Raw genomic sequence first — 13,157 nt, forward strand, 5'->3', positions numbered from 1 at the left:
CGGCATTCATGTCCAACAATCTCCTGAACATTGGACTCAGCGGCCTCAACGCTGCCCAATGGGGTATCAACGTCACCGGCCAGAACATCAGCAACCAGGCGACCGCCGGCTATTCGGTCGAGCGCCCCGTGTATGCCGAAACCGATGGCCAGTACACGTCGAGCGGCTATCTGCCGAGCGGCGTGTCGACCGTCACGGTGCAGCGCCAGTACAGCCAGTATCTGTCGGCTCAACTGAACGCGGCGAACACCACCGGCAGCGCGCTGAGTTCGTATTCGTCGCTGGTCGCCACGCTGAACAACTACGTCGGCAGCCCGACGGGCGGCGTGGGCGCGGCCATCTCCAGCTATTTCACCGGTCTGCAGAACGTCGCCAACGGCGCCGCGAGCGCGGCGACCCGTGCCACCGCGTTCAGCGCCGGGCAGACGCTCGCGGCCCAGTTGTCCTCCGCCGGCGCGCAATTCGACGCGCTGCGCACCCAGGTCAACTCGCAACTGCAGAACTCGGCCACCCAGGTCAACGCACTGACCTCGCAAATCGCCCTGCTGAACCAGCAGATCGCGGTGGCGGGTTCGTCGGGCCAGCCCCCGAACCAGTTGCTCGACACGCGCGACCAGGCGGTCGCCAGCCTGTCGCAACTGGTGGGCGCGACGGTCACCACGCAAAGCGACGGCAGCTACACGGTGACGATCGGCAACGGTCAGCCGCTGGTGCTCGGCAACACCAGCTACCAGATGACCACGGTGCCGTCGGCATCGGACCCGAGCGAGCTGTCGCTGGCCGTGCAGAGCAGTTCGACGACCACCGGCGGCACGCCGCAGGTGCTGGCCGACAGCACGGTGACGGGCGGCTCGATCGGCGGCGCGCTGCAGTTCCGCAGCCAGACGCTCGACCCGGCCGAAGCGCAGCTCGGCGCGATCGCCGTCAGCTTCGCCGCGCAGACCAACGCGCAGAACGCGCTCGGCATCGACGCGAACGGCAAGCCGGGCGGCAACCTGTTCACGGTGCCCGCGCCCACCACCATCACGAACCTGAACAACACCGGCACCGGCGTGCTGTCGGCCAGCTTCGACAACGCCCAGCAGCCGCCGAACAGCGATTACACGCTGTCGTACGACGGCACCACCTACACGCTCAAGAACAAGACCTCGGGCGATGTGGTGGGCACGGCCACTTCGCTGCCGGCCACGCTCGGCGGCCTGAAGCTGTCGGCCACCGGCACCATGAACGCCGGCGATTCGTTCACCATCGAGCCGACCCGCGGCGCGCTGAACGGCTTCGCCGTGGCGGCCACCGACGGCTCGGCGATCGCCGCCGCCGCCCCGGTGACGGCCAGCGCCAGCGCCAGCAACACCGGCAGCGGCAAGATTACCCAGGGCACGGTCACGGCGGGCTATCAGATGCCGTCGTCCACCACCACGCTGACCTACAACTCGGCGTCGAAATCGCTGACGGGTTTCCCGGCCGGCACCACGGTAACCATCGGCACCACGCCGCCCACCACGGTGACGATCGCCGACGGCACGACGCAAGTGCCGTACGACCCGACCCAGGGCGCGACGCTGACCATCACCAGCACGGTTCAGCCGCCGCCGGCCGGCGTCATGAACAACGTGTCGGTCACGCTGTCGGACACGCCGTCCAACGGCGACACCTTCACGATCGCCCCGGGCGGCGCCTCGAACGACGGCCGCAACGCGCAGTTGCTGTCGTCGCTGGCCACCTCGAAGGCCTTCGACGGCGGCACCACCACGCTGACCACTGCCTACAGCAGCTACGTCAACAACGTCGGCAACACCGCGGCGCGTCTGAGTGCGGCCAGCTCCGCGCAGACCGGCGTGGTCAGCCAGATCACCACCCAACAGCAATCCGTGTCGGGCGTGAACCAGAACGAGGAAGCGGCGAACCTGGTGCAGTACCAGCAGATGTACCAGGCCAACGCCAAGGTCATCCAGACCGCCCAGACCCTGTTCACCACGCTGCTCGGCATCTTCAACTGACGGAATCGATCATCATGCGCATCGCGACTTCGCAGTTCTATACGCAGAACATCGAGTTGATGAACAACCAGGAATCCCAGATCTCCACCCTGTATCAGCAGGTGGCGAGCGGGAACCTGCTGTTGACGGCGGCCGACAATCCGCTGGGGGCCGCGCAGGCCGTGCAGCTGTCGGCTTCGTCGGCCACGCTGTCGCAATACTCGACCAACCAGTCGACCGCGCTGAACGCGCTGCAACTGGAGGATTCGACGCTGAGCAGCGTGACCAGCACGCTGAACGCGATCGTGCCGAAACTCAGCAACGCGATCAACGGCACGCTGTCGGACAGCGACCGCGCCGCGCTCGCGGCGCAACTGCAAGGCCAGCGCGACACGCTGCTGAACCTGGCGAACACCACCGACGGCGCCGGCAACTACATCTTCGCGGGCTTCCAGAGCACGGCGCAGCCGTTCACCAATTCGTCGGCGGGCGGCGTGAGCTTCTCGGGCGACACCGGCCAGCGCAACGTGCAGATCTCCGACACGCAGAGCGTGTCGCAGGGCGACAGCGGCGTGAACGTGTTCCTGTCGGTGCAGGCGGTCGGCAGCGTGGCGGTGCCCGCCGGCGGCGCGGGCAACACCGGCTCGGGCACGGTCGGCACGGTCACGGCCGGCAAGCCGGGCGACCCCACCAACAACGACAACTTCACGATCACGTTCGGCGGCACGTCGGCAGCACCCACCTACACGGTGACCGACAACTCCACCACGCCGCCGAGCACCGGCACGGCGCAGACGTACACGGCCGGCACCGCGATCACGGTCGGCAGCCAGAGCCTCGTGATTTCGGGCAAGCCGGCGCCGGGCGACACGTTCTCGCTGACGCCCGCCCCGCAGGCCGGCACGGACCTGTTCGGCGCGCTCGATTCGGTGATCGCCGCGCTCAAGCAGCCCGCCGGCAGCGACGCCACGGCCAACGCCACGCTGCAGAACTCGATCTCCACCGGCATGGCGAAGATCCAGAACGCGTTGACCAACATCACCACCGTGCAGGCGTCGGTGGGTGGCCGCGAATCCGAGGTGAAGGCGATGCAGACCGTCACCGCCAACAGCTCGACGATCACCACCAACGCGCTGTCGGACTTGTCGCAAGCCGACATGCCGACCGCCATCTCGCAGTTGCTGCAGGTGCAGAACGCGCTGACGGCCGCGCAGAAGGCGTTCTCGTCGGTGGCGAACCTCTCGCTGTTCCAGTATCTGAACTGATCGACGACACGCGGGCGGCCCGGGCAACCATGCCGGCGCCGCTCGCGGTGCTTATCAGGCTTCTCCGCGTTTTCCGCTTCTCTGCGCTGTTCCCCCGCCGTTCCTCCCCTCGCAGTCTCCCCGGCTTGTCAGGCCCGTTTCCGCTTCGTACACTCGCGCCTGATCCGCATCCGGCGCGCCGTGCCTGGCCGCCGTCCCCCATGTCGCGATGACGACACGAAACCGACAACCGAGAGGAGAGCCGACGATGGCCGATTCCTATTTCCCGCGCTGGCGCGTCGCGGCGCGCGGCGCCGATGGCGTGGTGGCGCCCGACGAGCGGCTGGCCTGGCCGCAGATGGTCGCGATGGGCGTGCAGCACGTGGTGGCGATGTTCGGTTCGACCGTGCTCGCGCCGCTGCTGATGGGCTTCGATCCGAACCTCTGCATCTTCATGTCGGGCATCGGCACGCTGCTGTTCTTCGTGGTGGTGGGCGGCCGGGTGCCGAGCTACCTTGGTTCGAGCTTCTCGTTCATCGGCCTGGTGATCGCCGTGACCGGCTACGGCGGCACTGGCATGAACGCCAACATCCCCGTCGCGCTGGGCGGCATCATCGCCTGCGGGGTGGCCTACGGCGTGATCGGGCTGGTGGTGTCGGCGATCGGCACGCGCTGGATCGAGGCGCTGATGCCGCCTGTCGTGACCGGCGCGATCGTCGCCGTGATCGGCCTGAACCTCGCGCCGATCGCCGTGAAGGGCGTGAGCGGCAGCACGTTCGACAGCGTCATGGCGCTCGTCACCGTGTTGTGCGTGGGCGGCGTGGCGGTGTTCGCGCGCGGCATGATGCAGCGCCTGCTGATCTTGATCGGGCTCTTGATCGCCTATGTGATCTACGCGATCGTCACCAACGGCATGGGCCTCGGCAAGCCGATCGATTTCGCGGTGGTGGCGCATGCCAATTGGTTCGGTATCCCGAGCTTCACCGCGCCGGTGTTCGAGCCGCGCGCGATGCTGCTGCTGGTGCCGGTGGCGGTGATTTTGGTGGCCGAGAACCTCGGCCACCTGAAGGCCGTCAGCGCGATGACGGGCCACAACCTCGATCGCTACGTGGGCCGCGCCTTCCTCGGCGACGCGCTCGCCACGGTGGTGTCGGGCAGCGCCGGCGGCACCGGCGTGACCACCTACGCCGAGAACATCGGCGTGATGGCCGTCACACGCATCTATTCGACGCTGGTGTTCGCGGTGGCCGCGCTGATCGCGATCGGGCTGGGCTTCTCGCCGAAGTTCGGCGCGTTGATCCGCACGATTCCGGGGCCGGTGCTGGGCGGCGTGTCGATCGTCGTGTTCGGGCTGATCGCGGTGACGGGCGCGCGGATCTGGGTCGTGAACCGCGTGGATTTCTCCGACAACCGCAACCTGATCGTGGCGGCCGTCACGCTGGTGCTGGGCGCGGGCGACTTCTCGCTGAAGCTCGGCAGCTTCGCGCTCGGCGGCATCGGCACCGCCACGTTCGGCGCGATCATCCTGTACGCGCTGCTGCGGCGCGAGAAGGAGCCGGGGCCGGTGGTCTGAGCGCTGGCTCAGGGCTCCTTCGTTTCGGTTTCCTCAATGGCGTGACGCCTGCGCGTCGAGCCACGCGCAGAACTTCGCGACCACCGGCGGCGCGTCGCGCGCCGCGATCCACCAGTAGCTGCGGGTGGCGATGCGCGGGCCGTCGAGCGGCGTGACGAGCCGGCCGCCGGCCAGTTCGTCGTCGATCAGCGGCAGCGGGCCGAGCGCCACGCCCAGGCCGTCCACCGCGGCCTGCAACGCCAGATAGAAGTGGTCGAACGATTGCTTCTTGCGCCCGCGCATCGGCGTGTCGGCGGCGGCGAACCAGTCGCGCCACGCGCTCGGTCGCGTATCCGAATGCAGCAGCACGTGGCGCGCCAGATCGTCGGGCTGCGCGATCGGCATGCGCGCGAGCAGCGCGGGCGTGCAGACCGGCAACAGCGTTTCGTCGAGAAAGTGCCCGACCGCGCGGTTCGGCCAGCGGCCGGGGCCGGTGCGGATCGCCACGTCGTACTGGCCTTCCAGCGTGTCGAGCGGCGCGTTCGAGGTGGACAGCTTCAGTTCCACGTTCGGCATGTCGCGCTGGAAGCGCGAGAGGCGCGGCAGCAGCCACTTCATCGCCAGCGTGGGCAGCGCGTTGATGCGCAGCACGTGGGCGGGCGAGGTGTCGCGCATCTTCTCGGTGGCGAGCGCGATGCGATCGAACGCGTCGGAGACGGACGCCAGGTAGCGGCGGCCGTCCTCGGTCAGGCGCACGCGCTTGCCGTGGCGGTGGAACACCGGCCGGCCGAGCCAGGTTTCGAGCGCGGCGACCTGCCGGCTGATCGCACCGTGAGTCACATGGAGTTCGTCGCCGGCGGCGCTGAAGCTTTCATGGCGGGCAGCGGCTTCGAAGGCCCGAAGCGCCGGGAACGGGGGCAGTTGGCGTGTCATGCTTGTGAGTGTAGATCACAAGGCGCGGGCCGAGAAATCGTTTTGCCGAGGCCGCCGACCGGCGTAATCTCGCCGCATCGATTGCCATCATTCAGGATTCCCCATGTCTTCACCCGTCTCGCACGATGCCCCGCCGCGCGCGGTCGGCATCGCCGAACTGTTTTTCGGTTTTCTCGGCCTCGGGCTGGTGTCGTTCGGCGGCGCGCTGCCGTTCGTGCGGCGCGCCGTGGTGGACGAGCGCCGCTGGCTTACGCCCGAGGAATTCACCGACCTGCTCGGGCTGTGCCAGTTCCTGCCGGGCGGCAACGTGATCAACATGTCGGTGGCGATCGGCATGCGCTTTCGCGGCGTGCCGGGCGCGCTGGCCGGGCTGCTCGGGTTGATCGCGGGGCCGACGCTGGTGGTGGTGGGGCTCGGAGTGATCTACGCGAAGACGCAGGGCGACCCGCGCGTGCAGCACTTGTTCGGCGGCCTGGCCGCGGCGGCGGCGGGGCTGCTGGTGGCGATGGCGATCAAGGTCGCCAAGCCGCTGCGCCATGTGCCGGCCGCGGCCGGCGTGGCGCTGCTGGCGTTCGTGGCGATCGCGCTGGTGCGGCTGCCGCTCTTGACCACCATGCTGGTGCTGACGCCTGTCAGCATCTGGCTCGCCTCGCGCGGGCACATGCAGGTCAAGGCCGGCGCGGCCGGCAAGCAGGGAGGTGCGCGATGAGCGACACGCTGGGCGCACTGGCCGCCATCTTCTCGCAGCTTTCGCTGCTCGCGTTCGGCGGCGGCAACACGATTCTTCCCGAAATGCAGCGGCAGGTGGTGGAGGTGCATCACTGGATGCCGGCCTCCGAATTCACGGCACTGTTCGCGCTGGCGCAGGCCGCGCCGGGGCCGAACATGATGATCGTGTCGCTGGTGGGCTGGCACGTGGCGGGCTGGTCGGGGCTGCTGGTGGCGTCGCTGGCGAAGTTCGGGCCGTCGTCGGTGGTGACGATGCTGGTGCTGCACGCCTGGGAGCGCTTTCGCGATCGGCCGTGGCGGCGCTACGTGCAGCAGGGCATGATGCCCGTCACGGCCGGGCTGGTGGCGGCCAGCGCGCTGCTGATCTCGCAGGCCTCGAACGGCACCGCGCTGCAATGGGGGATCACGGCCGCCTGCGCGGCGCTGGCCTGGCGCACGCGGGTGCATCCGTTGTGGCTGTTGGGTGGGGGTGCGTTGATCGGGTTGGCGAGCGCGTGGTTTTGAGGGCGGCGTGACGCCGCGCGGGGGGCGATGCGCGGCGCGAGGCGGGCGGTACGATGTGAGCGGTTCGGCGCGTGCAGGCCGACGCATGCCGTTGGCCGTATCGCCCTATCGCTCTTTCGCGGTGCGTTGCCCCGTTTCGCGTAACCGCCGTGCACCCCTTTTCTCACCGTTCGAGGCCCCGATGAAGATCCATCCCGCGATTCCGGTTCTGCGCAGTTTCTCCGAGGCCAAGGCCCGCGAGTTCTATGTCGACTTCCTCGGCTTCGCGGTGTTGTGGGAACACCGCTTCGAGCCGGGCCTGCCGCTTTACATGGCGCTCAAGCGCGGCGATCTCGAACTTCACGTAAGCGAGCATCACGGCGACGCCACGCCCGGCTCGACGGTGTTCGTGCCGATGGCGGGCATCGACGCTTTGCATGCCGAACTGATCGCGAAGCACTACGGTTTCGCGCGGCCCGGCATCGAGACGCAGGCGTGGGGGCGCGAACTGACGGTGGCGGACCCGTTCGGCAACCGCCTGCGCTTCACCGAACTGAACGGAAACCGCGCCGCATGACCATCCGCACAATCGAAGAAGCTGTTGCGAAATTAGTGTTTTGGCCTGTTGATTTTCCGACGCGGTGTTAACTTTCTGTCTTGTTTGGCCGGACAGGAAGCCATGCCTAAACCAGCGGGTGGGCGTACACAGAAAGCCCAAGGCGCTCACGCAAGCGGATCGTTTCATCACGCATCTTTTCCATGAGCGATCAGCTTCCAGATCACGTCTGTCGTATAGCGACGCTTTCCCAGTACGCTGTCGAGCAACGCCAGCGGACGAGGTTCGTAGATATCGAGTAACGGAAAGACATCGCCTCGATTGAAGTTCCGCGTCGTATCGGCCTGAACCCCCGGGCGAATCTGGGCACACCACACGCCGCCCTCAGGGCAGCGTGCCCCCGCTCTCGCTGTCGTTCCGATCGGCAGGCGTACGCGCGTCGCTGTCGGCTCATCCGCCGACGATGTCTTCGAAACAGCAGTGGACAGCGGCAAGCCGGTTGCGGGGTCGAGATGCTTGGCCTTCGCAAGCTGGTCGAGCAGTTCTTCCGACGGCTTGGGCGGCGGCACTGCAACGTCCTGCTCTTTCTGCCACTGGAACGTGCCGTCCCATGCCGGCAGCTTGGCCGGCGGCAATGGGACGATCTTGTCGATGTCCGGGACCTTGGGGTTGCGGCCGTCGTTGCGATCGATGAAGTTCCCGATCAATTTGTACCGGCGGGATCGCTCCGGATCACCGGGTAAAGCGAGGTAATACAATCCGTCGGTCTCAGGAGGGGCCCCAAATCCTTCCTCAAGCGTCAAGGCGGCCAGCGTATCTCCCCCCGCCACTGCCATCTGAAAAGCTTTTACAGCTTCTGGAAAGAGCTTGTCAGTTTGAAGATCCATACCCAAGGTGTCAGCTGCATCTGCGTGCCCTTGTTCGGCGGCACATTGGCGCATCTGTCGAGCGACGTCGGGTGCCCTATCTATCGGAGCCAGCAGATTGCCAATGTAGGCCTGCGCCTCCGGGCTACCCATGTCTGCTGCCTTGCGAAAGTATCGTCGTGCCGCGTCAGCGTCCTGCTTCACGCCATAGCCCAGTTCAAGGTAATGCCCCATATCGTAATACCCACCCGGCACGCCGGCCTTGATCAGTTGATCCACCAAGTCAATCGTTTCGACATCCGGGTACGGCGAATCTGCATAGCCTTGCGAAACTAGACGTTGTAGATTTTGATTCGCTTTGTAGTGACCGTAAGCGGCAGCGATCCGGTAATAGCGTGCGGCGCTATTGAAATCCTTTGGACCGTCCTGCTTCTCAAGATACAGGCCGTATTTAAAAAACTCGTCCGCCTGCGGGTCGAGCGGCGGCAGGCGATCTGCCTGGTGTACACAGGCGAAGGCGAGATTCGCGCGGACACCGTTGATATCGGATTGCGAAGACAATTGGTTATCCTTTTTCGAGCAGGCCAAAAGCAGTGAAATGATGGAAATCGCGATGAAGATTATTTTCATGTCTCAGTCCACTCGAAGTCGGCTCGTTGACGTCCGCATGAAACCAACCAGCGACGATACTGGCGTCAGACCTTTGGCTTGATTAGTAGCATTCTTCTTGATGACATTCCCCCATGCTTTAAATGCCTCACCAGGCAAATCCTGCGCCCCCATCCCATTCGTATGCATCTCCCACAACCTCCTCCGCAAAGCCTGCGTCACACCAGAATGTTCATGGCAGATATTCAACTCACTATCCACTTCCATACTGCGCAAATTCACATTTGCCGAACCATGCGTGAGGAACACATCGTCCACGATCATGATCTTGCTGTGCACGTACACCGGCATCCACTGCTTGGCCGGTGAATCCGGCGCCACCAGCGTACAAACATGTACTTTCAAGCCCGGAATGTCTTGAGGCAGGATCGGCTTTTTTTCATCGGCGTTGTCCTGAAGCTTCTGCTTCGCTTCCTGGAGTTTCTTTCTCGCGGCGTCCTGCCGTACCGGACCACTGGCGCCATGGTCGTAATGCGCCACCGCGACCTCGTTGACGGCACGCTGCACATCGATCCCGAGTTGCTCGCCACGCTCCAGCCGCGCCACGTTGGGCATGGTGTCCGCACGTCCGAGACTATCGAGCATGTCGTACGTCGTACCCGTGCCCATTCCCACCGCGTCGTCGGTCGAGTTCGTCACCACAAACAGATACAGCGGGCCATGCTTGCCGGGATCGCGCCCTGCAGATACGTGCGTCTGCGCAACCGACTTGATCTTCGCGGCAAGCGGTTCCCACCGGAAATACTGGTTCTCGATGTAGATAAACTGCGTGGCGTTATTGGCCGCCTGCAAGTAGAGCGCCTCGATGTTGCGCACGCCTTCCTGCGACTGCGTCCGGACGATCTGCGCCATGAGCGGCGTGCCCAACTCCGGCCGAACTTTCAGCTGTGCGGCCAATGCCTTGCGTTTGCTCAACAGATCGACATGCGCATTGCGCTGCCAGGCGCGGCAGAAATTCACGTTCAAATGTTCGAGAATCGGCCCGGTCACCCGCGCGGACATATCCTGGCGCGGCGTTTCCCCATTGCGGCCAAATCGCGCGTGCATGCGCGCGTAGCTGTGCGCATCGTTATCCCAATAGGCGTCGAGGGTGTTATGCCCCATCACGAAGCCAACGGCCTGACTCGGCGCCTCGTAATCAACCAGCACCGTCTTTTGGTGATGCGATGGACCGAGTCCATATCCGCCGATCACCCCCAATTTTCCGACGTTGATATCCGAACGGAATCTCGACTCGCGGTACATGATTTCCAGCCGATCAAACAGGGAAAAGTCGCGCGTGACCACCTGAATGTTCTTCCACGGCTTCGCGCTCGCGCCTTGAGCATCGGGTCGAGTCGAACGCCGCAAAGATTCGGAGAATTCCCGTTGTGCCGGCGACGGCGTGATACGAGCCAGGTAATACCACTGCCGGTCATATTCGAGCTGGGTCGTGTTCTCGTTTTGCGTGAACGCGCTGCGCACCAGGTCATATCCCGGGTTCGGATTTTCCAGCTTCTGCGCCACCGCAAACGTATCGGCCCAGCACAGAATGCGGACCTTCACGCCTTCGCGCGCCTTCTGGATCAGCAGGTCACCAATGCAGAGCGAATCGCCGCCGCCCCGCCGGAAATACATCGATGGCTGAAAGCCCCAGCAGATATAGTCGATCGAATGCCTGGCTGCCAGAATCGCGTCGTACAGCGCGCCGAATGCCTCCTCTCCGTTGACAAGCGGCTTGTAGGACGCCGGTACCGGATGAAACTCGGCAACGCTGCCCGACTTCTTGCCGGTTCCGCGCGGGCCCGCCGGGATCATGTCGAGAAACCACGGCAGACACAGCATCGCGGACGATGTCTCGTTGCGTGCAATCGGCACCACGATTTTTGAAGGATTGGCCATGGTCAGTCGTCGGAGGAGGCGTTTGAACGCAGGTTGAGCAGCGCGTTGCATCGTTCGCGATGGGCTGTACGGGGTCGCCCGCAGGCGTGATGCCGGCGTCCGTGCTGTTTTCGTGATGATGGAAACCCGGATTCGGCAGTTCGCCATTGCCCGGATCGACCCGGTATTCCATGTCGGGATCGACCGGGGCGATGATGAATCTCGCGGGCCGGCCAATCACCTGATCCATCGGGACACCGCCAGCCAGGCTCGTGAATTCGATGTCGTAGCGATACAGCTCGCTCACGCCGTCCCATGGAGAACGGCGCCGGATGTGGCGCGAGCTTCAACGTATAGGCTTGGGTAGGCAGGATCGACGACATGCGAAACGCCTCCGGGCAGGGTCAAGCAAGCGATACGAACGGCGCAGCCGAACCCTTGCAACAGCGGTGGCTGACGTTTGAGAGGGGATTGATCTGATTGGCGCCGGGCCGCGAGAGACATGAGGCTTTACGTGTTGCGTCACCGGCAGCAGCGCAAGAGGCTAGCCCATTGGAAATGGCAAAAACATCAGCAACGAACTAAAAGCGGATTGGAAAATTCTTATTTTTCGTTGTGGTTATCGAATCGCGGGCCGCTGAAACATTGGACATGTGACCTTGCTCGCGTTCCGCAAATCCCATACGCCGCTCAGGACGACCGCGAGCGGGATGCCTTGCGCGTCGACGATGAGGTGGTGCTTGCTGCCGAGCTTGCGCCGGTCCGTGCCCGCAGCCACCCTAGGCCGCGCCTGCCTGACGCGCATCCTCGCGCGTCGCAATCCGCACGCGCCCTGATCGTTGCGCGCGGGCGACAGCCGAGCCCGCCGTCGAGCAATTCTTTTTTGTTCCTTACATTCGTCACTTTATGATGCGGCCCACGCCGTCCGCGCCAGAAGCGCGCGATGCGCATCCGGTCCGCCAGCGCGGCGCCGGACCACAAATACACCGTCAACGATAAAGAAAAGGATCGCTCATGAAGCAGACCAAAATCGCGGGATTGGTTGGGGGCCTGATGCTGGCATTCGTCGGCACGCAAGCACACGCACAGAGCTCGGTCACGCTGTGGGGCGTCGCCGACGTCAGCCTGCGTTACCTGACGAACTCGAACGCGAAGAACGACAACCGTCTCTACATGACCAACGGCGCGATCACCAACAGCCGCTTCGCGCTGAAGGGCACCGAGGATCTCGGTGGCGGCCTGAAGGCGATCTTCAACCTTGAAAGCGGTTTCGATCTGCAAAGCGGCGCCGGCGCCTCGCGCCTGTTCAACCGTGCGGCCTACGTGGGCCTGTCGAGCCAGTACGGCACCGTCACGCTGGGCCGCCAGAAGACGCTGCTGTTCGATCTGCTGGCCGATACGTTCGATCCGCTGACGGTCGGCAACTACTTCGAAAACGCATGGCTGCCGGTGTCGCTCGGCGCGGGCCTCTATGCGGACAACTCGGTCAAGTACAACGGCAAGTTCGGCGGCCTGTCGGTCGGCGCGATGTATTCGTTCGGCACCGACACCACCACCCCCGGCGTGAACGGCTTCTCGGGCCAGATCCCGGGCCACATCGGCGCGGGCAGCATGTACGGCTTCTCGCTCGGCTACGCGTTCGGCCCGTTGAACCTGGTCGCCGACATGCAGCAGAACAGCGACAACACCAACCACAAGCAGACCATCTTCCACGCGGGCGCGGTCTACGCGTTCAGCACGCTGAAGCTGTATGCGGGCTACCTGCGCTCGAAGGACGACACCGGTTTCGTGGATTCGACGCTGGCACAGCAAGCCGTGGTGCCGGGCATCGCCTCGCTGAAGGGCACCGGCCGGATCGACGACGGCCCGTACGCCGGCGTGGCCTGGCAAGCGACCCCGACCGTCACGCTGACGGGCGCGTTCTACTACGACCACGGCCGCAACGAAACGGTCTCGACCGGCGTGCTCGGCACCGGCAACCGCTATGCGGTGGTCGGCGTGGCCGAATACGCGCTGTCCAAGCGCACCGAAATCTACGGCACCGTGGACTTCAACAAGGCCACCGGCGCGGCAACCGTCGAACTGCCGGGCCGCAACAACCAGACCGGCATCTCGATCGGCCTGCGCAACATCTTCTGATCCCGGCCGGCCTCGCGCCGGCTCGATTCAGGCACCGGCTTCGGCCGCTCCGCCCCGGTTTTGCGCGATGCAGGTCGCGCCGGCACCGGGGCGGTGTCGTTTACGTCCTCGTTTTCCCGTTTCCGCCCCCGTTTCGGGTCCGCTTTG

General features: G+C 64.9%; 10 protein-coding genes and 2 pseudogenes. 7 read left to right on the forward strand and 5 right to left on the reverse strand.

What is annotated here, in order from left to right; translation table 11 throughout:
- Positions 1-8 precede the first annotated feature (8 nt).
- The 3 genes from flgK (at position 9) to AB4851_RS17230 (ending at position 4,796) form a co-directional block, all read left to right on the forward strand.
- Entirely contained in the window at positions 9-2,000 is a 1,992-nt protein-coding gene (flgK, locus tag AB4851_RS17220) for a flagellar hook-associated protein FlgK (RefSeq protein WP_414443335.1), read from the forward strand.
- 14 nt (positions 2,001-2,014) lie between these two features.
- Positions 2,015-3,244 carry a flagellar hook-associated protein FlgL gene (flgL, locus tag AB4851_RS17225; protein ID WP_414450801.1) on the forward strand — a complete coding sequence of 410 codons (1,230 nt, stop codon included), beginning with the start codon at positions 2,015-2,017 and terminating at the stop codon, positions 3,242-3,244.
- Between the two features lie 247 nt (positions 3,245-3,491).
- Positions 3,492-4,796: a solute carrier family 23 protein gene (locus AB4851_RS17230; RefSeq protein WP_414450802.1), complete on the forward strand. Its 1,305-nt coding sequence runs from the start codon at positions 3,492-3,494 to the stop codon at positions 4,794-4,796.
- Positions 4,797-4,829: 33 nt separating this feature from the next.
- Here AB4851_RS17230 and AB4851_RS17235 read toward each other — a convergent pair whose 3' ends face one another.
- Entirely contained in the window at positions 4,830-5,708 is an 879-nt protein-coding gene (locus tag AB4851_RS17235; protein ID WP_414443332.1) for a transcriptional regulator GcvA, read from the reverse strand.
- A gap of 103 nt (positions 5,709-5,811) precedes the next feature.
- On the opposite strand from AB4851_RS17235, the gene AB4851_RS17240 reads away from it, so the two are divergent.
- The 3 genes from AB4851_RS17240 (at position 5,812) to AB4851_RS17250 (ending at position 7,497) form a co-directional block, all read left to right on the forward strand.
- Positions 5,812-6,417, forward strand: coding sequence for a chromate transporter (locus AB4851_RS17240; protein ID WP_414450803.1), 606 nt, complete (start codon positions 5,812-5,814; stop codon positions 6,415-6,417).
- Complete coding sequence (locus AB4851_RS17245) at positions 6,414-6,941, forward strand: chromate transporter (protein ID WP_414443330.1); 528 nt, start codon at positions 6,414-6,416, stop codon at positions 6,939-6,941. The genes AB4851_RS17240 and AB4851_RS17245 overlap by 4 nt, the downstream gene beginning before the upstream one ends.
- Before the next feature lie 181 nt (positions 6,942-7,122).
- Positions 7,123-7,497, forward strand: coding sequence for a glyoxalase superfamily protein (locus AB4851_RS17250; protein ID WP_414450804.1), 375 nt, complete (start codon positions 7,123-7,125; stop codon positions 7,495-7,497).
- A gap of 167 nt (positions 7,498-7,664) precedes the next feature.
- On the opposite strand, the gene AB4851_RS17255 is transcribed toward AB4851_RS17250, so the two are convergent.
- The 4 genes and pseudogenes from AB4851_RS17255 to AB4851_RS17270 form a co-directional block, all read right to left on the reverse strand.
- On the reverse strand, positions 7,665-8,972 hold the full coding sequence (locus tag AB4851_RS17255) for a sel1 repeat family protein (RefSeq protein WP_414450805.1): 1,308 nt from the start codon (positions 8,970-8,972) through the stop codon (positions 7,665-7,667).
- 3 nt (positions 8,973-8,975) lie between these two features.
- Positions 8,976-10,892, reverse strand: a complete 1,917-nt coding sequence (locus tag AB4851_RS17260) for a phospholipase D-like domain-containing protein (RefSeq protein WP_414450806.1) — start codon at positions 10,890-10,892, stop codon at positions 8,976-8,978.
- A gap of 163 nt (positions 10,893-11,055) precedes the next feature.
- Positions 11,056-11,254 (reverse strand): annotated as a pseudogene (locus AB4851_RS17265) (hypothetical protein); the annotation flags it as partial.
- 305 nt (positions 11,255-11,559) lie between these two features.
- A pseudogene (locus AB4851_RS17270) lies at positions 11,560-11,637 on the reverse strand (IS5/IS1182 family transposase); the annotation flags it as partial.
- Positions 11,638-11,885: 248 nt separating this feature from the next.
- Here AB4851_RS17270 and AB4851_RS17275 point away from each other — a divergent pair.
- Positions 11,886-13,010 carry a porin gene (locus AB4851_RS17275; protein WP_414450807.1) on the forward strand — a complete coding sequence of 375 codons (1,125 nt, stop codon included), beginning with the start codon at positions 11,886-11,888 and terminating at the stop codon, positions 13,008-13,010.
- Positions 13,011-13,157 lie beyond the last annotated feature (147 nt).

Origin of the sequence: Burkholderia sp. 22PA0099 (assembly GCF_047497165.1) — a bacterium.
Classification (GTDB): Bacteria; Pseudomonadota; Gammaproteobacteria; order Burkholderiales; family Burkholderiaceae; genus Burkholderia.

Excerpts from the sequence above, each read along its gene's own strand:
- AB4851_RS17250 (WP_414450804.1), top strand. The coding sequence starts at position 7,123 with ATGAAGATCCATCCCGCGATTCCGGTTCTGCGCAGTTTCTCCGAGGCC.
- AB4851_RS17230 (WP_414450802.1), top strand. The coding sequence starts at position 3,492 with ATGGCCGATTCCTATTTCCCGCGCTGGCGCGTCGCGGCGCGCGGCGCC.
- AB4851_RS17245 (WP_414443330.1), top strand. The coding sequence starts at position 6,414 with ATGAGCGACACGCTGGGCGCACTGGCCGCCATCTTCTCGCAGCTTTCG.
- AB4851_RS17240 (WP_414450803.1), top strand. The coding sequence starts at position 5,812 with ATGTCTTCACCCGTCTCGCACGATGCCCCGCCGCGCGCGGTCGGCATC.
- AB4851_RS17260 (WP_414450806.1), bottom strand. The coding sequence starts at position 10,892 with ATGGCCAATCCTTCAAAAATCGTGGTGCCGATTGCACGCAACGAGACA.
- AB4851_RS17255 (WP_414450805.1), bottom strand. The coding sequence starts at position 8,972 with ATGAAAATAATCTTCATCGCGATTTCCATCATTTCACTGCTTTTGGCC.
- flgK (WP_414443335.1), top strand. The coding sequence starts at position 9 with ATGTCCAACAATCTCCTGAACATTGGACTCAGCGGCCTCAACGCTGCC.
- AB4851_RS17235 (WP_414443332.1), bottom strand. The coding sequence starts at position 5,708 with ATGACACGCCAACTGCCCCCGTTCCCGGCGCTTCGGGCCTTCGAAGCC.
- AB4851_RS17275 (WP_414450807.1), top strand. The coding sequence starts at position 11,886 with ATGAAGCAGACCAAAATCGCGGGATTGGTTGGGGGCCTGATGCTGGCA.
- flgL (WP_414450801.1), top strand. The coding sequence starts at position 2,015 with ATGCGCATCGCGACTTCGCAGTTCTATACGCAGAACATCGAGTTGATG.